Here is a 24,138-nt window from a genome sequence, read left to right as displayed (position 1 = left end):
TGATTTTTTTATTGAAACAATACAATTTTCTGAGAAAACAAGCTATACTAGGACAAAAAGACAGCGAGACTGGGAGAGTAGAGATGGATACATACAGCTTATTTATAACAAAATGGAAACAATTAACCGGTGTTGATTTAACTTTATATAAAGAAGCACAAATGAAGAGAAGGCTGACGTCGCTTTATGAGAAAAAGGGGTTTCAAAACTTTAAGGATTTTGCGGCGGCCTTGGAAAAGGATCAAGCGCTCTTAAATGAAACACTGGACAGAATGACGATTAATGTTTCAGAATTTTATCGTAATTATAAAAGATGGGAAGTGCTTGAGACTGCTATTCTGCCGTTAATCAAGCATTCTAAGCCTTTAAAGATATGGAGTGCCGCCTGCTCAACGGGTGAGGAGCCTTATACGCTTGCCATGCTTTTGAATCAGCAAAAAGGTCTTCCCGGCTTTCAGATTCTGGCGACTGATATTGATGAAAAAGCATTGGAGAAAGCCAAAAAAGGCGTGTATCAGGAGCGGTCTTTACAGGAAGTGCCGACATCTGTGAAGGATCGTTATTTTACTCAGCATGCAAATAGAAGTTATGAAGTAAAACCGGAAATCAAAAACAATATTACATTCAAAAAGCACAATCTGCTGGCGGACCGTTATGAACAAGAATTTGACTTAATCGTGTGCCGAAATGTATTGATTTATTTTACAGAAAGCGCAAAGGAAGAGCTTTATTTAAAAATGGCACAGAGCCTGAAAAAGAATGGGATTCTTTTTGTCGGCAGCACCGAGCAAATCTTCAATCCTGAGAAATTCGGCCTGGTTTCAGCTGATACATTCTTTTATCAAAAAAGATAGACTGACTTTTTGCTGAAAAATATGTTATAGTAGTTTTACTTAAAAGCGTTAATGCGATGAAGGGAGAAGAAGTCATGAGATATTTAACAGCCGGAGAATCACACGGCCCCCAACTGACGACCATTATTGAAGGTGTGCCTGCCGGGCTTTACATAACGGAGGAAGATATCAATTTTGAGCTTGCCAGACGCCAAAAAGGCCACGGCCGCGGCCGCCGCATGCAGATTGAAAAAGACCAGGCTAAAATTATGAGCGGGGTGCGCCATGCCCGCACGCTCGGTTCACCAATTGCTCTCGCAGTAGAAAACAACGACTGGAAACATTGGACTAAAATCATGGGTCCGGCTCCGATTACAGAGGATGAAGAAAAGGAAATGAAGCGTCAAATTTCCAGACCGAGACCAGGTCACGCTGACTTAAACGGTGCGATTAAATATAATCATCGCGATATGAGAAATGTGCTGGAGCGCTCTTCAGCAAGGGAAACAACTGTCAGAGTGGCGGCAGGAGCTGTCGCTAAAAAGATTCTTTCTGAGCTGGGCATTAAGGTGGCGGGCCATGTATTGCAAATTGGCGCAGTTAAAGCTGAGAAAACAGAATATACGTCAATTGATGACCTGCAGCGTGTCACGGAGGAGTCTCCGGTCAGATGCTACGATGAAGAAGCAGGCAACAAAATGATGGCTGCCATTGATGAAGCGAAGGCAAACGGCGATTCCATCGGCGGAATTGTAGAAGTCATTGTCGAGGGAATGCCAGTAGGCGTGGGCAGCTACGTCCATTATGACCGCAAGCTGGACAGCAAGCTTGCTGCTGCTGTACTTTCAATTAACGCATTTAAAGGTGTTGAATTCGGCATCGGCTTTGAGGCGGCCGGCAGAAATGGAAGCGAAGTTCATGATGAGATCATTTGGGACGAGGAAAAGGGATATACTCGCGCTACAAACAGACTTGGAGGACTGGAAGGCGGCATGACAACAGGTATGCCGATTGTTGTCCGCGGGGTCATGAAGCCGATTCCGACTTTGTATAAACCGCTGAAAAGCGTGGATATTGAAACAAAAGAACCATTTTCTGCCAGCATTGAACGTTCAGACAGCTGTGCAGTGCCTGCGGCAAGTGTAGTAGCTGAAGCCGCTGTCGCATGGGAAATTGCGAACGCAGTCGTTGAACAATTCGGCTTAGATCAAATCGACCGCATTAGAGAAAATGTGGAGAATATGAGAAAACTGTCGAGGGAATTTTAATGAGAACACTGCATGTTCAAACCGCTTCCTCGTCGTATCCTGTTTTTATCGGACAAGGCATCAGAAAAGAGGTTTGTGAACTATTAACCTCTTTAAACAGGCCTTTAACACGAATTATACTTGTCACAGATGAAGAGGTGGATCGCCTGTATGGTGATGAAATGCTTCATTTGCTGGAAGAAAAATGGCCTGTGAAAAAAGTGACGGTGCCGAGCGGAGAGCAGGCGAAATCTATGGACATGTACACAAAACTGCAGAGTGAAGCGATTCGTTTTCATATGGATCGCTCCTCATGCATCATCGCATTCGGTGGCGGTGTTGTAGGAGATCTTGCCGGATTTGTGGCTGCTACTTTTATGCGCGGCATTGATTTTATTCAAATGCCTACGACGCTTTTAGCGCATGACAGCGCCGTCGGAGGAAAAGTGGCCGTGAATCATCCGCTCGGAAAAAATCTAATCGGTGCGTTTTATCAGCCGAAAGCCGTGCTCTACGATACAGACTTCCTTCGTTCTCTGTCCGAAAAGGAGCTTCGGTCCGGGATGGCAGAAGTGATTAAACACGCTTTTATCTATGACAAATCGTTTCTGGAAGAGCTGCTGAATATCCATTCATTGCACGATATTACAAGTGATCAGCTGAATGATATGATTTTTAAAGGCATTTCAATTAAAGCGTCTGTTGTTCAGCAGGATGAAAAAGAAGAGGGGATAAGAGCTTACTTAAACTTTGGACATACGCTCGGCCATGCCGTTGAGGCGGAATATGGATACGGGCAGATCACTCACGGTGATGCCGTAGCCCTCGGGATGCAGTTTGCTTTATATTTAAGCGAAAAGACAGCGGGCTGTGAAATGGACAGAAAACGTTTGGTCAGCTGGCTAAAAAGCTTGGGGTATCCAAGTCGAATCAAAAAAGAGGCGCAATCTTCAGTTCTTTTAGATCGCATGATGAATGATAAGAAAACCCGCGGCGGGATGATTCAGTTTATCGTGCTCAACGAATTAGGAAAAGTTGCTGATCGCACATTTTCCAAAAATGAACTAGAGAGCTGGCTGAACAAATGGCGATTGGAGGTAACATCATGATGATTCGCGGAATTCGCGGAGCAACTACAGTTGGACGGGATACTGAAGAAGAAATTTTACAAAAAACAAAACAGCTGTTAGAGAAAATCATAGAAGAAAACAAAACAAAGCCCGAAGATGTTGTTCAAATGCTTCTTTCGGCGACACCTGATTTGCACTCCGTTTTTCCGGCAAAAGCTGTTCGTGAGCTTTCAGGCTGGCAGTATGTGCCGGTAACATGTATGCAGGAAATGGATGTGGCCGGCGGTCTGAAAAAGTGCATAAGAGTCATGATGACCGTCCAGACAGATGTTCCTCAGGATCAGATCAGACATGTATATTTAGAAAAAGCCGTCGTATTAAGACCCGATTTATCATTGACAAAAAATACTGAATTGTAATACGATAAGAACAGCTTAGAAATACACAAGAGCGTGTATAAAGCGATTAAATGAGTTGAGTCAGAGAATAGGGTAGCAGAGAATGAGTTTAGTTGAGCTGAGACATGTATGTTTATTCTACCCAAAAGAAGCCTTTCTTTTGGGTTTATTTGTTATATCGTTTTATCCTCTCATGCCATCTTCTCATTCTCCTTGCCAAAAGGAGTGAGAGTTATGAATTTCCAATCAAACATTTCTGCATTTTTAGAGGACAGCTTGTCCTCCCACACTATACCGATTGTGGAGACCTTCACAGTCGATACGCTGACACCCATTCAAATGATAGAGAAGCTCGACAGGGAGATTACATATCTTCTTGAAAGCAAGGATGATACATCCAGTTGGTCAAGATATTCGTTTATCGGCCTGAATCCATTTCTCACGATTAAAGAAGAGGAGAGCCGTTTTACAGCTGCTGATCAGGACGGCAGATCTCTTTACACAGGAAACGAATTAAAAGAAGTGCTGAACTGGATGAATACCACGTACAAAATCAAAACGCCGGAGCTTGGTATTCCTTTTGTCGGCGGTGCTGTCGGATACTTAAGCTATGATATGATTCCGCTGATTGAGTCATCTGTTCCTCCGCACGCAAAGGAAACAGGATTGGAAAAGTGTATGCTCTTTGTTTGTCGGACATTAATTGCGTATGATCATGAAACCAAAAATGTCCACTTTATCCAATATGCGAGACTCAATGGACAAGAAACAGAAAACGAAAAAATCGATGTGTTTCATCAACATCATCAGGAGCTCCAAGATCTCATTGAAAAAATGATGAATCAAAAAAATATAAAAGAGCTGTTTCTATCTGCTGATTCATATCAGACACCCAGCTTTGAAACCGTGTCTTCTAATTATGAAAAATCGGCTTTTATGGCTGATGTAGAGAAAATCAAAGAATATATAAAAGCGGGCGATATCTTCCAAGGCGTTTTGTCACAGAAATTTGAGATTCCGATAAAAGCAGAGGCCTTTGAATTATACCGAGTGCTTAGGATCGTCAATCCTTCTCCGTATATGTATTATATGAAACTCCAAGACAGAGAAATAGTCGGCAGCTCTCCAGAACGGTTAATCCACGTTCAGGACGGACACTTGGAAATCCATCCGATTGCCGGAACGAGAAAACGAGGCGCAGACAAAGAGGAAGATGAAAAACTCAAAGCTGAGCTGATGAAGGATGATAAAGAAAAAGCGGAGCACTACATGCTCGTTGATCTTGCTCGGAACGATGTCGGCAGAGTAGCAGAATACGGATCTGTTTCTGTGCCGGAGTTCACCAAAATTGTCTCCTTTTCGCATGTTATGCACATTATCTCAGTGGTTACTGGCCGCTTGAAAGAAGGTGTTCATCCTGTCGATGCACTGATGTCCGCTTTCCCGGCAGGAACTTTAACAGGTGCTCCAAAAATCCGTGCCATGCAGCTTTTGCAAGAGCTTGAGCCCACGCCGAGAGAGACATACGGCGGCTGTATCGCTTACATCGGATTTGACGGGAATATCGATTCTTGTATTACGATTCGCACGATGAGTGTAAAGAACGGTGTTGCATCAATACAAGCAGGAGCTGGTATTGTTGCTGATTCTGTTCCGGAATCCGAATATGAAGAAAGCTGCAATAAAGCGGGTGCGCTGCTGAAAACGATTCATATTGCAGAAGACATGTTCCATAGCAAGGAGGATAAAGCTGATGAACAAATTTCTACAATTGTGCGTTGACGGAAAAACACTTACTGCCGGTGAGGCTGAAGCACTGATGAATATGATGATGACAGCGGAAATGGCTCCTTCTGAAATGGGCGGTATATTGTCTATCCTTGCCCATCGGGGAGAAACGCCAGCAGAGCTTACGGGTTTTGTGAAGGCGATGCGGGCGCGAGCTCTTGCAGTCGATGGACTTCCTGATGTAGTTGATACATGCGGTACCGGAGGAGATGGTGTTTCCACTTTTAATATCTCAACAGCATCGGCAATTGTTGCCTCTGCAGCCGGTGCAAAAATCGCTAAGCACGGCAATCGCTCTGTCTCTTCTAAAAGCGGAAGCGCTGATGTACTAGAGGAGTTAGAGGTTCCGATTCAAACTACTCCCAAGAAGGTTAAAAGCAGCATTGAAACTTACAATATGGGTTTTCTCTTTGCCCCGCTTTATCATTCGTCTATGAAACATGTAGCCGGTACAAGAAAAGAACTAGGTTTTAGAACGGTATTTAATCTGCTCGGACCGCTCAGCAATCCTTTACAAGCGAAGCGTCAGGTGATCGGAGTCTATTCCGCTGAAAAAGCGGGACTAATGGCAAGCGCGCTGGAGCCGTTTCAGCCGAAGCACGTCCTGTTCGTAGCAAGCCGTGACGGTTTAGATGAGCTTTCCATTACAGCACCGACTGATGTAATTGAATTAAAGGACGGGGAGCGCCGGGAATATACCGTATCACCCGAAGATTTCGGTTTCACAAATGGCAGACTTGAAGATTTACAGGTGCAGTCACCGAAAGAGAGTGCCTATCTCATTCAGAATATTTTTGAAAATAAAAGCAGCAGTTCCGCTTTATCTATTACTGCTTTTAATGCAGGGGCTGCGATATACACGGCGGGGATTACCGCCTCATTGAAGGAAGGAACCGAGCTAGCGTTAGAGACGATTACAAGCGGAGGCGCAGCCGCGCAGCTCGAACGACTAAAGCAGAAAGAGGAAGAGATCTATGCTTGAAAACATCATCAAACAAAAGAAAGAAGAAGTAAAAACACTGGTCCTGCCGGAAGAGCAGCCTTTCGAAAAACGTTCATTTAAAGAGGCGCTGGCAAGCCCGAATCGGTTTATCGGGTTGATTGCCGAAGTGAAGAAAGCTTCGCCGTCTAAGGGGCTTATTAAAAAGGATTTTGTCCCTGAGCGGATTGCAAAAGACTATCAAAATGCGATGGCAGATGCGCTTTCCGTTTTAACTGACACCCCGTTTTTTCAAGGGGAAAACAGCTATTTATCAGACGTGAAGCGCGCTGTTTCAATACCTGTACTTAGAAAAGATTTTATTATTGATTCTCTGCAAGTGGAGGAATCAAAAAGAATCGGAGCGGATGCCATATTGTTAATCGGTGAGGTGCTTGATCCTTTCCAACTTCATGAGCTCTATCTGGAAGCGTGTGAAAAGCAGCTGGACGTGTTAGTGGAAGTTCATGATGCACAAACGCTTGAACAAATCTTGAAAGTGTTCACACCTGAAATTCTCGGCATCAACAATCGAAACTTAAAAACATTTGAAACCTCTATAAAACAGACAGAACAAATCGCATCTCTAGTTCCGAAAGAATCACTGCTAGTCAGCGAAAGCGGGATCGGCTCTTTAGAACACTTAACATTCGTCAAAGAACAAGGGGCACAAGCTGTGCTTATCGGTGAATCATTGATGAGACAAACATCACAGCAAAAAGCAATCTATGCTTTGTTTGGGGAGTGAGGATGTGAAGAAGCCGGCATTAAAATATTGCGGCATACGGTCATTGCAGGATTTGCAGTTTGCAGCGGACTCACAGGCTGATTATCTGGGCTTTATTTTTGCTGAAAGCAAACGAAAAGTATCTCCGCAAGATGTGAAAAAGTGGCTGAGTCAAGTTCGTGTCGAAAAACAGGTTGCAGGGGTTTTTGTTAATGAATCGATAGAGATGATGTCACGCATTGCCGAAGACTTGAATTTCGACGTCATTCAGCTTCACGGTGATGAGGAACCTGAGGATGCCGAGGCGCTTCGCATGCTGACAGATTGTGAAATATGGAAGGCGCTTCACCATCATGAGAACACAACTCAAGAAATAGCCCGCTTTAAAGGTGATGTGGATGGCTTTGTGATTGATTCATCTGTCAAAGGGGCAAGAGGCGGCACTGGTGTTGCTTTTTCGTGGAATTGTGTACCGGAATACCAGCAGGCGGCTATAGGCAAACGCTGTTTTATCGCAGGCGGCGTGAATCCTGATACCATCACAGACCTATTGAAATATCATCCGGCAGGAATTGACCTAGCCAGCGGAATCGAAAAAAACGGACAAAAAGATCAGAATCTGATGAGGCTTTTAGAAGAAAGGATGAATCAATATGTATCCATATCCGAATGAAATAGGCAGATACGGCGATTTTGGCGGAAAGTTTGTTCCGGAAACACTGATGCAGCCGTTAGAAGAAATTGAAACCGCATTTAAAGAAATCAAGGATGATCCTGTTTTTCGTAATGAATATTACAAGCTGTTAAATGACTATTCCGGTAGGCCGACTGCACTCACTTTCGCTGATCGAGTTACTGAGTATTTAGGCGGCGCGAAAATTTATTTGAAACGAGAAGATTTGAACCATACAGGGTCTCATAAAATCAATAATGCGTTAGGTCAAGCGCTGCTCGCTAAGAAAATGGGAAAAACGAAAATCATTGCAGAAACCGGCGCTGGTCAACACGGTGTTGCCGCAGCGACAGTCGCAGCTAAATTCGGCTTTTCCTGCACTGTGTTTATGGGCGAGGAGGATGTTGCCCGCCAGTCTCTGAATGTTTTCCGCATGAAGCTGCTTGGAGCGGAAGTTGTGCCTGTAACAAGCGGAAACGGCACATTGAAGGATGCCACAAATGAGGCGATTCGGTACTGGGTTCAACATTGCGAGGATCATTTTTACATGATTGGATCAGTTGTCGGACCGCACCCTTATCCGCAAGTGGTTCGTGAATTTCAAAAAATGATCGGAGAAGAAGCGAAGGATCAGCTGAAACGCATTGAAGGCGCTCTGCCTGATAAAGTAGTGGCGTGTGTAGGCGGAGGAAGCAATGCGATGGGCATGTTTCAGTCGTTTTTAGATGAAGACGTTGAACTGATCGGTGCTGAAGCAGCCGGAAAAGGAATTGATACCCCTCTTCATGCCGCTACTATCTCGAAAGGAACCGTAGGCGTTATTCACGGTTCATTGACTTATCTCATTCAAGATGAGTTCGGGCAAATTATTGAGCCTTACTCCATTTCAGCAGGACTCGACTACCCTGGAATCGGTCCGGAGCACGCTTATTTGCATAAGAGCGGCCGTGTCACTTATGACAGTATCACAGACGAAGAAGCGGTGGATGCATTAAAACTCTTATCAGAAAAAGAAGGAATTTTGCCGGCGATTGAATCTGCCCATGCGTTAGCGAAAGCATTCAAACTCGCCAAAGAGATGGATCGCAATCAAATCATTCTTGTCTGTTTATCAGGACGGGGAGATAAGGATGTCAACACATTAATGAATGTATTGGAAGAAGAGGTGAAAGCGCATGTTTAAATTAAACCTTCAAGCGCCAGAAAAATTGTTTATCCCGTTTATTACAGCGGGTGATCCATTGCCTGAGGTTTCGATTGAACTGGCGAAGTCTCTCCAAAAAGCAGGTGCCACGGCATTGGAGCTTGGTGTTCCATACTCAGACCCGCTTGCAGACGGTCCGGTGATCCAGAGAGCTTCAAAGCGGGCGCTTGGTCATGGGATGAATATCGTAAAGGCAATCGAATTAGGCGGAAAAATGAAAAAAAACGGAGTGAATATTCCGATTATCCTCTTTACGTATTATAATCCTGTGTTACAATTGAACAAAGAATACTTTTTCGCTTTACTGCGGGAAAATCATATTGACGGTCTGCTTGTTCCGGATCTGCCATTAGAAGAAAGCGCCAGCCTCCAAGCGGAATGCAAAAATCATGAGGTGACGTATATTTCTTTGGTTGCGCCGACAAGCGAAAGCCGTTTGAAAACCATTATTGAACAAGCCGAGGGCTTCGTCTACTGTGTATCTTCTCTAGGTGTGACCGGTGTCCGCAATGAGTTCAATTCATCCGTCTATCCGTTCATCCGGGCAGTGAAGGATCTCAGTACTGTTCCGGTTGCTGTAGGATTCGGTATTTCAAACCGCGAACAGGTTATGAAGATGAATAAAATTTGTGACGGTGTCGTAGTGGGAAGTGCGCTCGTCAGAAAAATAGAAGAGCTAAAGGACCGGCTCATCAGCGCTGAAACGAGAGATCAAGCGCTGCAGGAGTTTGAAGATTACGCAACGGCGTTTGGCGGCTTGTACAGTTTAAAGAGGTGACTGGATTTGCGTATCAAAGAACATTTAAAACAGCTGAAGCCTTATCAGCCTGGTAAGCCGATTGATGCAGTGAAATTAGAATATGGCTTGGATAAAGTCGTGAAGCTAGCTTCAAATGAGAACCCTTACGGCTGTTCAGAAGCGGCAAAAGAGGCGCTTCATCATGAGATTCAACAGCTTGCCCTTTACCCCGATGGGTATAGCGCCGCTTTGCGGACAAGGCTCAGTGAGCACCTCAATGTCAGCGAAACATCGCTTATTTTCGGAAACGGTTCAGATGAAATCATTCAGATCATCTGCCGGGCATTTTTAAATGAGAAAACCAACACGATAACTGCTGCACCGACTTTTCCGCAATATAAACACAATGCGGTCATTGAAGGTGCTGAAGTTCGTGAAATCGCACTTCGTCCTGACGGCTCACATGATGTAGACGCCATGCTTGAAGCGATTGACGAACAGACACAAGTCGTTTGGATATGCAGCCCGAATAACCCGACTGGCACTTATACATCAGAAGGAGAATTACTTGCTTTTCTGGAGCGCGTGCCTTCTCGTGTCCTCGTTGTGCTTGACGAAGCATATTATGAATATGTAACAGCAGAGGATTACCCGGAAACCGTGCCGCTCTTAAGCAACTATTCCAATCTAATGATATTGCGCACATTTTCAAAGGCTTACGGACTGGCAGCGCTCAGAGTCGGATACGGAATTGCTGACGAGAACCTGATTCGCCAGATTGAGCCGGCCAGAGAGCCTTTTAACACGAGCCGTCTAGGCCAGGCTGCGGCGATCGCAGCGCTTGATGACCAAGCGTTTATTACGTCCTGTGTCGAGCAAAATAAAGCAGGCCTTCAGCAATATTTTGATTTTGCTCAGACTCATGGTTTAAAGTGCTACCCTTCAGAAACAAATTTTGTGTTAATAGACTGTAACCGTCCTTCCGATGAACTGTTTCAGGCTCTCCTGGAAAAAGGCTATATTGTCCGGTCAGGAAATGCATTAGGTTTCCCGACATCACTCCGGATAACGATCGGAACAAAAGAGCAAAATGAAGAAATCCTTGCAATTTTAGCTGAAATTTTATAAGAGGTGATTAAATATCACCTCTTTAGTCTATAAACCAGGTGATGACGTATGAATCGAATGAAAGACACAATATTGCTCGCCGGTCTCGGATTGATAGGCGGTTCGATTGCGTTAGCGATCAAAAAAAAGCATCCCGGCAAACGGATTATCGGGATCGACATTTCTGATGAACAGGCGGTAGCCGCTTTAAAATTAGGTGTGATTGACGAGCGTGCTGATTCGTTTATTAGCGGTGCGAAAGAGGCAGCTACAGTGATCATTGCGACACCTGTCGCGCAAACGCTGCTTATGCTTGATGAGCTGGCTCATTCAGGAATTGAACACCAGCTTTTGATTACCGATGTAGGAAGCACAAAGCAAAAAGTGGTTCAATATGCTGATCAAGTGCTGCCTAGCCGCTATCAATTTGTCGGAGGGCATCCGATGGCGGGGTCACACAAATCAGGAGTGGCTGCTGCGAAGGAATTCCTGTTTGAAAATGCATTTTATATTTTAACGCCAGGGCATAAAACGGAAAGACAAGCGGTAGAACAGTTAAAAAACCTGCTGAACGGGACAAATGCCCATTTTGTGGAAATGTCACCGGAAGAGCATGATGGCGTGACAAGCGTGATCAGTCATTTTCCGCATATTGTCGCAGCAAGCCTTGTTCACCAAACCCATCATTCGGAAGAGCTTTATCCGCTTGTTAAGCGTTTTGCTGCCGGCGGGTTCAGGGATATTACGAGGATTGCATCGAGCAGCCCGGCAATGTGGCGGGATATTCTATTACATAATAAAGATAAAATCTTGGATCGTTTTGATGAGTGGATTCGAGAAATCGAGACGATCCGGACATATGTAGAACAAGAAGATGCGGAAAATCTATTTCGTTATTTTAAAAACGCTAAGGATTATCGCGACGGGCTGCCGCTTCGGCAGAAGGGTGCGATCCCTGCATTTTATGATTTATATGTGGATGTTCCCGACCATCCGGGTGTGATTTCCGAGATAACGGCTATATTAGCTGCGGAGCGCATCAGTATTACGAATATCCGCATTATTGAAACACGAGAAGATATTAACGGGATTTTAAGGATCAGTTTTCAGTCTGATGACGACCGCAAACGGGCTGAACATTGCATTGAAGCCCGGGCGGAATATGAAACTTTTTATGCTGATTGAGGTGGAAAATAATGAAAAGAGAAAAGGTGCAGGCTTTAAACGGAGAAATACAGATTCCCGGTGATAAATCCATTTCTCATCGCTCCGTCATGTTTGGGGCGCTGGCGAAAGGCACAACAACTGTTAAAAACTTTCTGCCGGGAGCGGATTGTCTGAGCACGATCGATTGCTTTAGAAAAATGGGTGTTCAAATCGAGCAAAACGGCAGCGATGTAGTGATTTACGGAAAAGGAATCGATTCCCTGAGCGAGCCAGAAAGCTTTTTAGACGTCGGAAATTCAGGCACAACGATTCGCCTGATGCTCGGAATTTTGGCGGGCCGTCCTTTTTACAGTGCGGTAGCTGGAGATGAGAGCATTGCAAAGCGCCCTATGAAACGTGTAACTGAGCCTTTGAAACAAATGGGGGCTAAAATCGACGGCAGATCCGGCGGAGAATTTACACCTCTGTCAGTGAGCGGCGCTTCATTAAAAGGAATTGATTTTGTCTCACCTGTTGCAAGCGCGCAAATTAAATCGGCTGTTTTGCTGGCCGGACTGCAAGCTGAGGGCACAACAACCGTCACAGAGTCTCATAAATCTCGTGACCACACTGAGCGGATGCTTTCTGCTTTTGGGGTTAAACTTTCTGAAGATCAAACGAGTGTTTCTATTGCAGGAGGCCAGAAACTGACAGCTGCAGATATTTTTGTTCCTGGGGACATTTCTTCAGCGGCGTTTTTCCTTGCTGCGGGTGCAATGGTTCCAAACAGCAGCATTGTACTGAAAAACGTAGGTTTAAATCCGACTCGGACAGGTATCATTGACGTCCTTCAAAACATGGGGGCAAAACTTGACATCAAACCGTCTGCTGACAGCAGTGCGGAGCCTTACGGAGATTTGGTCATAGAAACGTCATCTCTAAAAGCGGTTGAAATCGGAGGAAATATTATTCCGCGTTTAATTGATGAAATCCCTATCATCGCGCTTCTTGCGACTCAGGCGGAAGGAATCACCGTAATTAAGGACGCGGCAGAGCTTAAAGTAAAAGAAACAAACCGCATTGACACTGTGGTTTCCGAGCTTCGTAAGCTGGGTGCTGAGATTGAACCGACAGCAGATGGAATGATGATTCATGGCAAACAAACACTAAAAGGCGGCGCCACAGTGTCCAGTCATGGAGATCATCGAATCGGAATGATGCTTGGCATCGCTTCCTCTATAACGGAGGAGCCGATTGAAATCGAGCAGACAGATGCCATTCATGTCTCTTATCCAACCTTCTTCGAGCATTTAACGACGCTTTCAAACAAATCCTGAAGTTCTTGCTTCAGGATTTTTTGTGCGGATTGGCTGTAAGAATCATAATTCAAGGAAAAAAACATAGCTTGTCTTATAGAGGGAAAAGAAAAACGAAAAGGGGGGATTTGCTTTACTTACAAGCCGGCAGGTCAGAGAGCTGCTTTACTGTACAGAGGGCGATCTTCCTTTTTTCATTTTCTATCTCAAGATCTTTTGGTAAACTAAAAAGACTCAATCATTCCCTGCCGTACAGCAAGCATCTTATTTGCCGGGGGCAATCGTCTGAATTATGATAAGATTAACCCCAACAAATAAAGTTTTTTGTATGGTTGATGTTGTATAGGAAAAGAAAGGACCGGTCCGATTTGAATACATTGATTCAAGAAGCCATAAAATTAGTTGAAGCAGGTGAAACAGAAAAAGGCCTCAATACTCTGTCAAAAGCCGAAAAACAGCTCCATGATGAAGATAAAGCCATCGCAGCCCAGCTGTATTACGAGTGGGGCAATGTAGAAAAAGCGATTTCACTGATCAGTGACTTACATGATTTATATCCGAATGAAACAGAACTGACGAATTTTTATGCTGAACTTTTAATAGATATTGACGAAGAAGAAAAAGCCCTCGCTGTGCTGGAAACCATTCCGGAAACAGATCCATCATATCCGGAAAGTTTGCTGCTTATGGCGGATCTTTATCAGATGCAGGGGTTATTCGAAGTCAGTGAACAAAAGCTTTTACAAGCAAAGTCCATTTTGGCCAATGAACCCATTATTGATTTCGCACTGGGTGAACTTTACTTTACTCAGGGAGCCTATGCAAAAGCGGTTCAATATTTTAAAACAACGGCTGAGGAGCAGAGTGAGATCGGTGGCGTTAACGTCCATCAAAGACTTGCAGAATCGTTAAGTGCCTCAGGTGAATTTGAGGATGCCATTCCGTGGTACGAGAAAGCTGCTGATGAGAATCCTGATCCTAATACGATTTTCGGCTATGGGTTTACAGCCTTACAGGCGGGGTTTGTTAAAACAGCGATTAAGCAGCTGTCTGATTTAAAGGGGCTTGATCCGTCTTATTCTTCACTTTATATGCCGCTTTCGAAAAGCTATGAAGCTGAAGGAATGTATGAAGAGGCATTAAAAACGGCAAAAGAGGGTATCAGTTATGATGAATATAACAAAGAACTTTTCCTCTATGCTGCAAAAATGGCCTTGAAAATCGGGAAGTCAGAAGATGGGAAAAAGCTGCTTCAGGAGGCGCTTGCGCTTGATCCGGGCTTCGTCGAAGCACTTCATACACTGCTTGCCGTGTATCATAAAGAAGAGGATTATGAACTGATCATTGATCTTATTCAAGAGGTGCGCGGCTACGGAGAAGAAGATCCGAAATACAACTGGTATCTTGCAAGCGCATATACCGAATTGGAGCATTACGAGAAAGCAAAACAATCCTTTGAGGCTGCCTTTCTTCACTACCGGGATGACAGAGATTTCTTATATGAATACGGAAGCTTCCTGTTAGAAGAAGGCCTTCAAAAAGAAGCGCTGCCGCTTTTGAAAAAGGTTCTTGAAATTGACGGAACCAATGAAGAGCTGGAAGAAACGATTTTGCGAATCGAAGATGAATTTTCTAGATAAGCAGGAATGATCACCATTCATGTGGAACATATAAGTATATAGATTATACGAACGATAGAGGAGGGAATTACATGCAGACCCCTGTTTCTGTCAATGAGAAAAAGGATTTTATCCGTTGGTTTTTAAACCATTATCAGTTAAAGCGCCGAGAGTGCGTTTGGATCTTGAACTACTTAATGAGCCATGATTCTCTCATGGAGAAGGTTCATTTTGTAGAGCAGGCAGAATTTTGTCCGAGAGGCATCATCATGTCAACACATTGTGTTGAAGAAGTTCCGTTTCGGTTCTATAAAGAGAATGTTATGACAACCGACGCGGAAAAATCTTTTCATGATATTAGATTAAATAAACAACAGGATTTGTTTATCCAGCTTAATTTCCGTTCAGCTTACAGCTCACCTGAGTATGCGGCGGTACTGGAGTCCAATCCGCATATTCCAAAGGATCTGTTTGAGAACAAAAAAGATCAGGGGTTGGCTGAACAAATTTTGGAGCACGCTATTTCTACATTCCAAAAAGAAAAATTATTAAAAGATATTGACGACGCGCTAGATCGTCATGATAAAGACGCATTTGAACAATTATCGCGCCAATTGAATCAGCTCACATAATAAGACCAGCCTTGCAGCGTATTGCAAGGCTTGTTGTCGTAAAGGGGGAGAACGATGAGGTGGAGAATCACTGATGCCAAGGACTATTTACAAGCAAAAGATTATATTGATACCGCTGTCATTCCACTAATTAACATTAAAGTAGGGGGCCATTTCAAAATGGCGGCCGAGAAAGGCGAATTCACGCAGCTTCTGTCAGAAGAACTGGAAAGGCAGCTAAAGGGACGGGTATATTTACTGCCCCCTTATACATATGTTGATAGAAATGAAAAAACCGTTCATGGACTACAAGATTTGCGAGAAGAGCTCAAATCAGAATTTCCGCATGTTGTGCTGCTCACATCTGACGAAAATTGGAAAAATGAGCATGCATTAGGCGAAATCATTGTGACACCGTCTATTCCGTTAGAGCATTTGAATGATTCTTTAAAAAGAAAAATATTAGATGAACGCACTGCTGAAATTTTGAACGTTTTGTTACAGTTGTGGAGCGCTTCATAAAAACACTTATATTTCCTGATAAACAATATTTTGGCTATATTGACCTTGTTGAGAGATTCATATATTATGAGGGTGTCTAGTGTTATTGCAATATTTTCTATTTTAGTCAGTTTGCAGGGGTGACCTAGAGGGGGGAGAAAAGATGGGCGGAAAACATGATATATCCAGACGTCAATTTTTAAATTATACGCTTACAGGCGTAGGGGGTTTTATGGCGGCTAGTATGCTCATGCCTATGGTTCGCTTTGCACTCGACCCGGTATTAAAATCGACAGGAAAGCAGGATATGGTTCAGGTTGTCAGCGTAGATGAGCTGACAAAAGAACCGCAGCGTTTTGATTTCAAAATTAATCAAGTCGATGCCTGGTATGAGTCAGAAGAGTCAAGATCAGCCTGGGTCTTCAAAAACGGGGATGAAATTGTAGCGCTTTCGCCAATTTGCAAACATTTAGGATGTACGGTGAACTGGAATAGTGATCCTAAAAATCCGAATAAATTCTTTTGTCCATGCCATTACGGACTCTATGAAAAGGACGGCACCAATGTCCCGGGCACGCCGCCGCTAGCGCCTCTTGATCATTATGAGCAAGAAGTAAAAGACGGCTTCCTGTATCTTGGAAAAGCAAAGCCTAAGGGGGAAGGGTGACATGCTGAACAAAATTTATGACTGGGTAGATGAGCGGCTTGATATTACACCGATGTGGAGGGATATTGCCGATCACGAAGTACCGGAACATGTAAATCCCGCCCATCATTTCTCTGCGTTTGTGTATTGCTTTGGGGGACTGACGTTTTTTGTAACCGTTATCCAAGTGTTATCTGGAATGTTTTTAACGATGTACTATGTGCCTGATATTAAAAATGCCTGGGAATCGGTATATTATTTGCAAAATGAAGTGGCATTCGGCCAGATTGTCAGGGGGATGCACCACTGGGGTGCGAGCCTGGTCATTGTGATGATGTTTTTACATACGCTGAGGGTCTTTTTCCAAGGGGCGTATAAAAAGCCGCGCGAGCTGAACTGGATTGTCGGTGTGCTGATCTTTTTTGTCATGCTCGGGCTTGGCTTTACAGGCTACTTGCTGCCTTGGGACATGAAGGCTTTGTTCGCAACAAAAGTCGGGCTGCAGATCGCTGAAGCCACGCCTTTGATCGGGACGCAAGTCAAAACACTCCTTGCGGGGCACCCGGATATTGTAGGCGCCCAAACGCTGACTAGGTTTTTTGCGATCCATGTATTCTTTCTTCCCGCCGCATTGTTCGGGCTGATGGCTGCACATTTTATTATGATCCGAAAGCAGGGGATTTCAGGACCGCTTTAAACTCTTGATCTGCGAATAAAAGGGAGGGGATGACATGCACCGGGGCAAAGGGATGAAATTTGTAGGCGACTCAAGGATACCGGCTGAAAAAAAGCCGAATATACCGAAGGATTATTCGGAGTATCCGGGGAAAACAGAGGCTTTCTGGCCGAATTTCTTGTTGAAGGAATGGATGGTTGGCGCTGTCTTTCTGATCGGTTTTCTTGTTTTGACGATTGTGCATCAGCCGCCTTTGGAGCGGATGGCGGACCCGACTGATACTGGTTATATTCCGTTGCCGGATTGGTATTTTCTTTTCTTATACCAGCTGTTGAAGTATGAATACGCCGCCGGGAGCTTTACAGTAGTCGGCGCCATGATTATGCCGGGGCTCGCTTTTGGCGCCCTGCTTTTGGCGCCATTTCTTGACAGAGGAACGGAAAGAAGGCCTTGGAAGCGTCCTGTTGCTGTCGGTATGATGCTTCTGGCCATTTCCGCTGCTGTATTTTTGACGTGGCAGTCAGTTGCGACTCACGACTGGGCCAAGGCAGAAGAACAGGGAAAAATCACAAAAGAAGCCGACATTGACACCAATGCGGAAGGATATAAGATTTTTAAGGAGCAGGGCTGTATTTCTTGCCATGGGGATAACCTTCAAGGGGGAGCGGCCGGGCCTTCATTAGTGGACACTGGACTGAAACCGGAAGAAATCAAAAAAATCGCTGTCGAAGGGAAAGGCCAAATGCCGGCGGGTGTGTTTAAAGGGAATGATAAGCAGCTCGAAGAACTTGCGAAATTCATTTCGGAAACAACCGCAAAATAAACATATTGTGAATGGTGTAATGGAAGGATATACTTTGAATATCAAAAGCTGACCCGGCGTCAGCTTTTTTATATGGACACCTTATTTTTTACAGACTGAGAGTTGATATGATGTGAAATGGTTTCAATATGTATTAGGACAGCGCCCGATGCTGATTCTTGTCTTAGCCATTAATTTTCTGGGAACGGTTTACGGGTACTATTGGTACTTGCCGCAGCTTCTGGAGACACCGGCCCGTTTCCTGATTTTTGTTCCGGACAGTCCGACAGCAACATTTTTCTTTCTGTTTGTGCTGCTCGCCTTTATCATGAAACGGAACGCTCCGCTCTTTGAGGCGCTTGCGCTAGTCACCCTCGTAAAGTACGGTCTATGGGCGGTCGCTATGAATTTTCTTGTGCTGGCTGTAACAGGTGACTTGCCGTGGGAGGGCTATATGCTGATTGCCTCGCATTTTGCAATGGCGGTCCAAGGCGTATTGTACAGTCCGTATTTTCGTTTTTCTTTTTGGCATCTTGCAATTGCTGCAGTCTGGACGCTGCATAACGATGTCATTGATTACTTGTTTGACATGATGCCTCAATACTCTATGCTTTCTGATTATATGACAGATATAGGGTACGGAACATTTTGGCTCAGCATCTTTTCAATCGGGCTAGCTTACTTTTTAGTGGTTTCAAAAAAGCAAACAAAGCTTGACCTGATGTAAAGACAATCTTGGTCTATCCTTGTCCCTTTCTTCATATTCTGTAAGGAGAGAGAGTGGGAGGGACCTGCATGAAACGAAAGCTGACGATCTGTTTGTTGATTGCTCTTATTTTTTATAATGGAAATGCCAAGGCTGCAGAGCGGGGAAGCCTCGAAGAATTGAATGATTTATCCGATACAGTCTTTCAAATGACCCGCCAGTCGAAATATGAAGAGGCGCTGCAAGTCTTGGATTATTTTGAAAAAACATTAAAATCCGCTGAAAAAAAACAGCAAGACCTCATGCTAACCGGAGCCCAAATCCGTCAAATCACACTGGGCTATAACGATATGGTACGGAGCTTAAAGCAGACTGATACATCAGATATACAAAAACTCAGAGCAGCCGCGCAATTCAGAATGCTGGTGGATGCGGTTGAGAATCGATCCGTTCCGCTTTGGGGCTCACTGGAAAAACCGATTATGGAAGCCTTTGCTGAACTTAAGCAGGATGTTCAAAAGAATGAAAGCACGAGCTTTCATGAAAAATGGAATGAATTTATCAGTTTATATGATTTGATTTATCCCAGTCTTACAATCGATGTATCAGAGGATCAGCTTGAAACAGTCGGAAAACATATAGAAGTCATTGAGCAAGAGGAATTTCAGCAAATGACCGAGAGCACGAAGCTTGAACGGCTATCCCTTCTTCAGCATGATCTGAAAAACGTATTTGACAGGGTGGAAGAGGATGATGCTGATCCGTCTTTGCTCTGGGTGATGATCACAACCGGCAGTATCATTATTACTGCTCTCACCTATGTCGGCTACAGAAAATACAAAGCGGAAAAAAACAAGCTGAAAAAACGGGACTACCCTAAATAAGCATGAGGGGCGGCAGCTGCCGCCCTTTTTGTAATTAAATGTCAGCGGGGAAGCGGATTTTTATTTTCATCAAGCGTAAATCCTTCTCCGAGCACATCGTGGACATCGCTTACCGCCACAAAGGCATGAGGATCAACGGAGTTAATCACACTTTTCAGCATTACCAATTCGTTTTTCGGCACCACACAATAAAGGACATCTATATCCTCTTTTGTATAGGAACCCTGTCCTTTCAAAATGGTGACGCCTCGTTCCATTTCTTCAAGAATCTTTTTCTGAATCCGGTCGTTTTTCGATGAGATGATCGTAGCGCCTTTAGCAGTGTATCCGCCTTCCTGAATAAAATCAATGAGTTTTGCAGCTACAAATACAGCCACCAGGGTATACATCGCTTCTTTATAGGAGAGATAAGTAAGCAAAGACAAAATAATGACGCAGGCATCGAAAGCAAACATCGTTCTGCCCATCGGAATCCCAAAATACTTATTGACCAAACGGGCGATAATATCAACCCCGCCTGTCGTTCCGCCAAACTTAAATATAATTCCTAATCCGGCTCCGATAAACACGCCGGCAAATAAAGCAGCGAGCGCTAAATCATGCTGAAGAGGCATATGTATTTCATATCGCTGAAAGATGCTGAGGAACAAAGACAAGGCGACAGTGCCGACAAGGGTATAAACAAACATAGTCCTGCCAAGTAAACGCCAGCCGATAAAAAAGATCGGGATGTTCAAAACCAGGTTCGAGATAGAGGGGCTGATATGGAAAAGGGCATAAAGCAAAAGTGTAATACCTGTAAAACCGCCCTCAGCCAGATTGTTCTGCATATTGAAATGAACCAAGCCGAATGAAAAAATTGCCGCTCCGATTAAAATGAAAAATATGTTTTTTAATCTAATTTCTCCAAGCATCACACAAAACCCCTTTTCCTTCCATTGGATAGCGTTTATATTATAGTGGATGAAAAAGAAAACAGCAAACGTGCTTAAACATTTGTCAAACGTATCTGAATTAGCTAACATGTAAGAGGATGATAGGAGGTTTCGTGCAGTGAGTGAAAAAACAATGAAAGACATACAGGCTGAGGTAGACCGTTACATTGGCCAATTTAAAGAAGGGTATTTCAGCCCGCTTGCCATGATGGCAAGGCTGACCGAAGAACTGGGCGAGCTTGCCAGAGAAGTCAATCATCGTTATGGAGAAAAACCAAAAAAAGCGACTGAAGATGATAAAAGCATGGAAGAGGAAATGGGCGACGTGCTGTTTGTGTTGGTTTGTTTAGCCAACTCACTTGATATTTCATTAGAGGAAGCCCACGACCGAGTGATGTATAAATTTAATACGAGAGATAAAGATCGCTGGACTAGAATAGAAGAAGGAAAGTAGAGGAGATCATGATGTCAAACGAAACAATTAAAGTAGTCATTGCAGGGCCGCGTGGAAGAATGGGGCAGGAAGCTGTGAAATTGGCGGAACGAACACCTCAGTTTGACCTTGTTGGGGCCATTGACCATACATACGACCGGCAAAAATTATCTGATGTGATGTCTGTTGAGTCAGAGGCTCTGATTTACACAGATATCCATGCCTGCTTTACAGAAACACAGCCGGATGTCTTAATTGATTTAACAACGCCTGAAATTGGGAAAATACATACAAAAATTGCATTAGAGTACGGAGTTCGTCCTGTTGTCGGAACGACCGGTTTCTCAGAAGATGATTTAAATGAGCTCACGTCTCTAACAGAAGAGAAGGGAATCGGAGCCATCATCGCTCCAAACTTTGCACTTGGTGCGGTGCTGATGATGAAATTTTCGAAAATGGCTGCCAACTACTTTGAGGATGTAGAAATTATTGAGCTTCACCATGACCAAAAGCTTGACGCACCGAGCGGAACTGCACTTAAAACAGCGGAAATGATTTCAGAAGTCCGTAAAGAAAAACAACAAGGACATCCCGATGAAAAAGAAATTCTCCCAGGAGCAAGAGGAGCGGAGCAAAACGGTATCCGCTTGCACAGCGTGCGTCTTCCGGGGCTGATCGCACATCAGGAAGTCATGTTCGGCATGGATGGCCAAATGCTTCAGATTCGCCATGATTCCTATAACCGCGCTTCTTTCATGTCAGGTGTTAAACTGTCAGTCGAACAAGTCATGAAGATTGACCAGCTTGTGTATGGATTAGAAAATATCATTGATTAGACAGGGGGATAAATGATGAAAATTGCTTTGATCGCGCATGACAAGAAAAAACAGGATATGATTCAATTCACGACTGCCTATCGGAATATTTTGAGGCATCACGACCTATACGCAACCGGAACAACGGGATTGAAAATTCAAGAGGCGACAGGTCTTCAAATTGAACGTTTTCAATCCGGCCCTTTAGGTGGAGACCAGCAAATCGGCGCACTGATCGCAGCCAATGCACTCGACCTTGTCATTTTTTTGCGCGACCCGCTGACCGCGCAGCCGCATGAACCGGATGTCTCGGCATTAATCCGGTTATGTGACGTGTATTCCATTCCGCTCGCCACAAATATGGGTACCGCGGAGATTCTTGTCCGCACCCTTGATGAAGGTGTTTTCGAATTCCGCAATCTTCTTAGGGGAGAAGAGCCGAATGTATAATGCTGACGTTCTTGCTTTTGGCGCCCACAGTGATGATGTCGAGATCGGAATGGGCGGCACAATCGCAAAGTTTGTCAAACAAGGAAAAAAAGTAATGATATGCGATTTGACCGAAGCGGAACTCTCTTCAAACGGAACTGTCAGTTTACGTAAAGAAGAAGCAGCTGAAGCAGCCCGTATATTAGGCGCAGAAAAAAGAATGCAGCTGACGCTTCCAGACCGCGGCCTGATGATGAGTGACCAGGCCATTCGGGCGATTGTCAGTGTGATCAGAACCTGCCGGCCAAAAGCAGTTTTTATGCCATATAAAAAGGATCGCCATCCGGATCACGGCAATGCCGCTGCACTGGTGGAAGAAGCAATCTTTTCCGCAGGAATCCATAAATATAAAGATGAAAAGAGCCTTCCCGCGCATAAAATAAGCAAGGTTTACTACTATATGATAAATGGTTTTCATCAGCCTGATTTTGTCATTGATATATCGAATACAATAGAGGCCAAGAAACAAAGCCTTAATGCCTACAAAAGCCAGTTTATACCGTCAAAGGATTCAGTTTCAACTCCTCTGACGAATGGCTATATCGAGATCGTTGAAGCGAGAGAAAAGCTTTACGGTAAAGAAGCGGGTGTGGAGTATGCCGAGGGTTTCTTTTCCAAACGGATGCTGTTGCTCGATCATGATGTGCTTGGGGGCGAACAATGAAAAAACTAAAAATAGGGATCACATGTTATCCGAGCGTCGGAGGCTCAGGTATCATTGCGACAGAACTGGGGAAGCAGCTTGCTGAAAAAGGACATGAAATCCATTTTATCACATCAAGCATCCCGTTTAGACTGAATACATATCACCCCAATATTCATTTTCATGAGGTTGAGGTTAATCAATATGCTGTTTTTAAGTATCCGCCGTATGATTTGGCATTGGCAAGCAAAATTGCTGAGGTGGCGGAACGGGAGAATTTAGACATTATACATGCTCACTACGCTCTCCCGCATGCGGTTTGCGCTTATCTAGCAAAGCAGATGCTGAAACGCAATATCGGCATTGTGACAACTTTGCACGGCACGGATATTACGGTGCTGGGATATGACCCGTCTCTAAAAGATCTTATCCGTTTTGCCATTGAGGCATCAGACAGGGTGACCGCTGTCTCCTCAGCGCTTGCAGCTGAAACGTACGATTTAATTAAACCGGAGAAAAAAATAGAAACGATTTATAACTTTATAGATGAGCGCGTGTATTTGAAGAAAAACAATGGAGCGATTAAAGAGAAACATGGTATTTTACCAGACGAAAAAGTCGTCATCCATGTGTCTAACTTCAGAAAGGTCAAACGCGTGCAGGATGTCATCCGCGTGTTCCGGAATATCGCCGGCAAAACGAAAGCCAAGCTGCTTTTAGTCGGGGACGGCCCGGAGAAGTCGACGGCCTGTGAGCTTGTCAGAAAATATGGATTGGAAAACCAAGTCTTAATGCTTGGAAATCAAGACCGTGTTGAGGAGCTTTATTCTATTAGCGATCTGAAACTGCTGCTGTCCGAAAAAGAAAGCTTCGGACTTGTCCTGCTTGAAGCGATGGCTTGCGGAGTGCCTTGTATCGGAACAAACACTGGCGGTATCCCGGAGGTTATTAAAAACAGTGTGAGCGGATTTTTGGTGGATGTCGGCGACGTTGCAGCCGCAACAGCCTGCGCGATGCGTATTTTAGAAGATGAACAGCTAAGCAAGGGTTTTACAAAGGCGGCAATGGAAATGCTAAAAAATGAATTTTCTTCACAAAAAATTGTCAGCCAGTATGAACAGATTTATGCCGATTTAGCAGAACCGGAGTGA

General features: G+C 44.2%; 27 protein-coding genes. 26 read left to right on the top strand and 1 reads right to left on the bottom strand.

The genetic code is table 11. From position 1 onward, the window contains the following. The first annotated feature begins 83 nt into the window (after window positions 1-83). From ABZM97_RS11645 to ypjB, 21 genes are all read left to right on the top strand, one after another. Window positions 84-854: a protein-glutamate O-methyltransferase gene (locus ABZM97_RS11645; RefSeq protein WP_087990539.1), complete on the top strand. Its 771-nt coding sequence runs from the start codon at window positions 84-86 to the stop codon at window positions 852-854. Between the two features lie 74 nt (window positions 855-928). Further along, on the top strand, window positions 929-2,101 hold the full coding sequence (aroC, locus tag ABZM97_RS11640) for a chorismate synthase (protein ID WP_087990538.1): 1,173 nt from the start codon (window positions 929-931) through the stop codon (window positions 2,099-2,101). After that, window positions 2,101-3,189, top strand: a complete 1,089-nt coding sequence (gene aroB, locus ABZM97_RS11635; RefSeq protein WP_367386856.1) for a 3-dehydroquinate synthase — start codon at window positions 2,101-2,103, stop codon at window positions 3,187-3,189. The genes aroC and aroB overlap by 1 nt, the downstream gene beginning before the upstream one ends. Beyond that, window positions 3,186-3,569 (top strand): chorismate mutase, encoded by a 384-nt coding sequence (gene aroH / locus ABZM97_RS11630; RefSeq protein ID WP_087990536.1) that lies wholly within the window; start codon window positions 3,186-3,188, stop codon window positions 3,567-3,569. Before aroB ends, aroH begins: the two co-directional genes overlap by 4 nt. A 213-nt stretch (window positions 3,570-3,782) precedes the next feature. Further along, a complete protein-coding gene (gene trpE / locus ABZM97_RS11625) occupies window positions 3,783-5,330 on the top strand; it encodes an anthranilate synthase component I (RefSeq protein WP_087990535.1) in 1,548 nt (515 codons plus the stop codon). Beyond that, window positions 5,302-6,318: an anthranilate phosphoribosyltransferase gene (trpD, locus tag ABZM97_RS11620; RefSeq protein WP_367386855.1), complete on the top strand. Its 1,017-nt coding sequence runs from the start codon at window positions 5,302-5,304 to the stop codon at window positions 6,316-6,318. Before trpE ends, trpD begins: the two co-directional genes overlap by 29 nt. Further along, the gene (gene trpC / locus ABZM97_RS11615; protein WP_087990533.1) at window positions 6,311-7,063 is read left to right on the top strand and encodes an indole-3-glycerol phosphate synthase TrpC; all 753 of its coding nucleotides are present in this window, start codon (window positions 6,311-6,313) and stop codon (window positions 7,061-7,063) included. Before trpD ends, trpC begins: the two co-directional genes overlap by 8 nt. Window positions 7,064-7,067: 4 nt before the next feature. Further along, window positions 7,068-7,715 carry a phosphoribosylanthranilate isomerase gene (locus ABZM97_RS11610; protein WP_367386854.1) on the top strand — a complete coding sequence of 216 codons (648 nt, stop codon included), beginning with the start codon at window positions 7,068-7,070 and terminating at the stop codon, window positions 7,713-7,715. After that, window positions 7,696-8,898 (top strand): tryptophan synthase subunit beta, encoded by a 1,203-nt coding sequence (gene trpB / locus ABZM97_RS11605; RefSeq protein ID WP_087990531.1) that lies wholly within the window; start codon window positions 7,696-7,698, stop codon window positions 8,896-8,898. Before ABZM97_RS11610 ends, trpB begins: the two co-directional genes overlap by 20 nt. Continuing rightward, window positions 8,891-9,697 carry a tryptophan synthase subunit alpha gene (trpA, locus tag ABZM97_RS11600; protein ID WP_367386853.1) on the top strand — a complete coding sequence of 269 codons (807 nt, stop codon included), beginning with the start codon at window positions 8,891-8,893 and terminating at the stop codon, window positions 9,695-9,697. Before trpB ends, trpA begins: the two co-directional genes overlap by 8 nt. Before the next feature lie 6 nt (window positions 9,698-9,703). Continuing rightward, the gene (gene hisC, locus ABZM97_RS11595) at window positions 9,704-10,786 is read left to right on the top strand and encodes a histidinol-phosphate transaminase (protein WP_367386852.1); all 1,083 of its coding nucleotides are present in this window, start codon (window positions 9,704-9,706) and stop codon (window positions 10,784-10,786) included. 48 nt (window positions 10,787-10,834) lie between these two features. Further along, on the top strand, window positions 10,835-11,950 hold the full coding sequence (locus ABZM97_RS11590; RefSeq protein ID WP_087990528.1) for a prephenate dehydrogenase: 1,116 nt from the start codon (window positions 10,835-10,837) through the stop codon (window positions 11,948-11,950). Between the two features lie 11 nt (window positions 11,951-11,961). After that, the gene (gene aroA, locus ABZM97_RS11585; RefSeq protein WP_087990527.1) at window positions 11,962-13,248 is read left to right on the top strand and encodes a 3-phosphoshikimate 1-carboxyvinyltransferase; all 1,287 of its coding nucleotides are present in this window, start codon (window positions 11,962-11,964) and stop codon (window positions 13,246-13,248) included. Window positions 13,249-13,595: 347 nt separating this feature from the next. Then, the gene (locus ABZM97_RS11580; protein WP_087990526.1) at window positions 13,596-14,867 is read left to right on the top strand and encodes a tetratricopeptide repeat protein; all 1,272 of its coding nucleotides are present in this window, start codon (window positions 13,596-13,598) and stop codon (window positions 14,865-14,867) included. Between the two features lie 71 nt (window positions 14,868-14,938). After that, window positions 14,939-15,478 carry a ReoY family proteolytic degradation factor gene (locus ABZM97_RS11575; protein WP_087990525.1) on the top strand — a complete coding sequence of 180 codons (540 nt, stop codon included), beginning with the start codon at window positions 14,939-14,941 and terminating at the stop codon, window positions 15,476-15,478. Between the two features lie 54 nt (window positions 15,479-15,532). Continuing rightward, the gene (locus tag ABZM97_RS11570) at window positions 15,533-15,979 is read left to right on the top strand and encodes a YpiF family protein (protein WP_087990524.1); all 447 of its coding nucleotides are present in this window, start codon (window positions 15,533-15,535) and stop codon (window positions 15,977-15,979) included. Between the two features lie 142 nt (window positions 15,980-16,121). Further along, complete coding sequence (locus tag ABZM97_RS11565; protein ID WP_003230627.1) at window positions 16,122-16,625, top strand: ubiquinol-cytochrome c reductase iron-sulfur subunit; 504 nt, start codon at window positions 16,122-16,124, stop codon at window positions 16,623-16,625. A gap of 1 nt (window position 16,626) precedes the next feature. Beyond that, the gene (gene qcrB / locus ABZM97_RS11560) at window positions 16,627-17,301 is read left to right on the top strand and encodes a menaquinol-cytochrome c reductase cytochrome b subunit (protein ID WP_003225560.1); all 675 of its coding nucleotides are present in this window, start codon (window positions 16,627-16,629) and stop codon (window positions 17,299-17,301) included. Window positions 17,302-17,335: 34 nt separating this feature from the next. After that, window positions 17,336-18,103, top strand: a complete 768-nt coding sequence (locus ABZM97_RS11555; protein ID WP_087990523.1) for a menaquinol-cytochrome c reductase cytochrome b/c subunit — start codon at window positions 17,336-17,338, stop codon at window positions 18,101-18,103. 112 nt (window positions 18,104-18,215) lie between these two features. Then, the gene (locus ABZM97_RS11550; protein WP_176365269.1) at window positions 18,216-18,809 is read left to right on the top strand and encodes a DUF1405 domain-containing protein; all 594 of its coding nucleotides are present in this window, start codon (window positions 18,216-18,218) and stop codon (window positions 18,807-18,809) included. A gap of 68 nt (window positions 18,810-18,877) precedes the next feature. Then, window positions 18,878-19,672 carry a sporulation protein YpjB gene (ypjB, locus tag ABZM97_RS11545; RefSeq protein ID WP_087990522.1) on the top strand — a complete coding sequence of 265 codons (795 nt, stop codon included), beginning with the start codon at window positions 18,878-18,880 and terminating at the stop codon, window positions 19,670-19,672. Between the two features lie 41 nt (window positions 19,673-19,713). On the opposite strand, the gene ABZM97_RS11540 is transcribed toward ypjB, so the two are convergent. Further along, window positions 19,714-20,586, bottom strand: a complete 873-nt coding sequence (locus ABZM97_RS11540) for a YitT family protein (protein ID WP_087990521.1) — start codon at window positions 20,584-20,586, stop codon at window positions 19,714-19,716. A 139-nt stretch (window positions 20,587-20,725) separates the two neighbouring features. On the opposite strand from ABZM97_RS11540, the gene ABZM97_RS11535 reads away from it, so the two are divergent. The 5 genes from ABZM97_RS11535 to bshA are packed head-to-tail and all read left to right on the top strand — an operon-like array spanning window position 20,726 to window position 24,138. Next, a complete protein-coding gene (locus ABZM97_RS11535; protein WP_039074303.1) occupies window positions 20,726-21,061 on the top strand; it encodes a nucleotide pyrophosphohydrolase in 336 nt (111 codons plus the stop codon). 11 nt (window positions 21,062-21,072) lie between these two features. Then, the gene (dapB, locus tag ABZM97_RS11530) at window positions 21,073-21,876 is read left to right on the top strand and encodes a 4-hydroxy-tetrahydrodipicolinate reductase (RefSeq protein WP_087990520.1); all 804 of its coding nucleotides are present in this window, start codon (window positions 21,073-21,075) and stop codon (window positions 21,874-21,876) included. Window positions 21,877-21,891: 15 nt separating this feature from the next. Further along, window positions 21,892-22,305 (top strand): methylglyoxal synthase, encoded by a 414-nt coding sequence (gene mgsA / locus ABZM97_RS11525; protein WP_087990519.1) that lies wholly within the window; start codon window positions 21,892-21,894, stop codon window positions 22,303-22,305. Next, on the top strand, window positions 22,298-23,008 hold the full coding sequence (gene bshB1 / locus ABZM97_RS11520; RefSeq protein ID WP_087990518.1) for a bacillithiol biosynthesis deacetylase BshB1: 711 nt from the start codon (window positions 22,298-22,300) through the stop codon (window positions 23,006-23,008). Before mgsA ends, bshB1 begins: the two co-directional genes overlap by 8 nt. Beyond that, entirely contained in the window at window positions 23,005-24,138 is a 1,134-nt protein-coding gene (bshA, locus tag ABZM97_RS11515) for an N-acetyl-alpha-D-glucosaminyl L-malate synthase BshA (RefSeq protein ID WP_087990517.1), read from the top strand. Before bshB1 ends, bshA begins: the two co-directional genes overlap by 4 nt.

This window comes from Bacillus vallismortis (assembly GCF_040784915.1).
GTDB classification, from domain to species: domain Bacteria; phylum Bacillota; class Bacilli; order Bacillales; family Bacillaceae; genus Bacillus; species Bacillus subtilis_G.
The sequence above is the reverse complement of the archived record's forward strand: the minus strand, read 5'-3'. Positions and strand labels throughout refer to the sequence as shown.

Coding starts and splice junctions, on each gene's coding strand:
- qcrB (WP_003225560.1), top strand. CDS start 16,627: ATGCTGAACAAAATTTATGACTGGGTAGATGAGCGGCTTGATATTACA.
- trpA (WP_367386853.1), top strand. CDS start 8,891: ATGTTTAAATTAAACCTTCAAGCGCCAGAAAAATTGTTTATCCCGTTT.
- ABZM97_RS11590 (WP_087990528.1), top strand. CDS start 10,835: ATGAATCGAATGAAAGACACAATATTGCTCGCCGGTCTCGGATTGATA.
- aroC (WP_087990538.1), top strand. CDS start 929: ATGAGATATTTAACAGCCGGAGAATCACACGGCCCCCAACTGACGACC.
- dapB (WP_087990520.1), top strand. CDS start 21,073: ATGTCAAACGAAACAATTAAAGTAGTCATTGCAGGGCCGCGTGGAAGA.
- aroA (WP_087990527.1), top strand. CDS start 11,962: ATGAAAAGAGAAAAGGTGCAGGCTTTAAACGGAGAAATACAGATTCCC.
- ABZM97_RS11575 (WP_087990525.1), top strand. CDS start 14,939: ATGCAGACCCCTGTTTCTGTCAATGAGAAAAAGGATTTTATCCGTTGG.
- ypjB (WP_087990522.1), top strand. CDS start 18,878: ATGAAACGAAAGCTGACGATCTGTTTGTTGATTGCTCTTATTTTTTAT.
- ABZM97_RS11555 (WP_087990523.1), top strand. CDS start 17,336: ATGCACCGGGGCAAAGGGATGAAATTTGTAGGCGACTCAAGGATACCG.
- trpE (WP_087990535.1), top strand. CDS start 3,783: ATGAATTTCCAATCAAACATTTCTGCATTTTTAGAGGACAGCTTGTCC.
- bshA (WP_087990517.1), top strand. CDS start 23,005: ATGAAAAAACTAAAAATAGGGATCACATGTTATCCGAGCGTCGGAGGC.
- mgsA (WP_087990519.1), top strand. CDS start 21,892: ATGAAAATTGCTTTGATCGCGCATGACAAGAAAAAACAGGATATGATT.
- ABZM97_RS11645 (WP_087990539.1), top strand. CDS start 84: ATGGATACATACAGCTTATTTATAACAAAATGGAAACAATTAACCGGT.
- ABZM97_RS11570 (WP_087990524.1), top strand. CDS start 15,533: ATGAGGTGGAGAATCACTGATGCCAAGGACTATTTACAAGCAAAAGAT.
- ABZM97_RS11540 (WP_087990521.1), bottom strand. CDS start 20,586: ATGCTTGGAGAAATTAGATTAAAAAACATATTTTTCATTTTAATCGGA.
- aroB (WP_367386856.1), top strand. CDS start 2,101: ATGAGAACACTGCATGTTCAAACCGCTTCCTCGTCGTATCCTGTTTTT.
- aroH (WP_087990536.1), top strand. CDS start 3,186: ATGATGATTCGCGGAATTCGCGGAGCAACTACAGTTGGACGGGATACT.
- bshB1 (WP_087990518.1), top strand. CDS start 22,298: ATGTATAATGCTGACGTTCTTGCTTTTGGCGCCCACAGTGATGATGTC.
- trpB (WP_087990531.1), top strand. CDS start 7,696: ATGTATCCATATCCGAATGAAATAGGCAGATACGGCGATTTTGGCGGA.
- trpD (WP_367386855.1), top strand. CDS start 5,302: ATGAACAAATTTCTACAATTGTGCGTTGACGGAAAAACACTTACTGCC.
- ABZM97_RS11565 (WP_003230627.1), top strand. CDS start 16,122: ATGGGCGGAAAACATGATATATCCAGACGTCAATTTTTAAATTATACG.
- trpC (WP_087990533.1), top strand. CDS start 6,311: ATGCTTGAAAACATCATCAAACAAAAGAAAGAAGAAGTAAAAACACTG.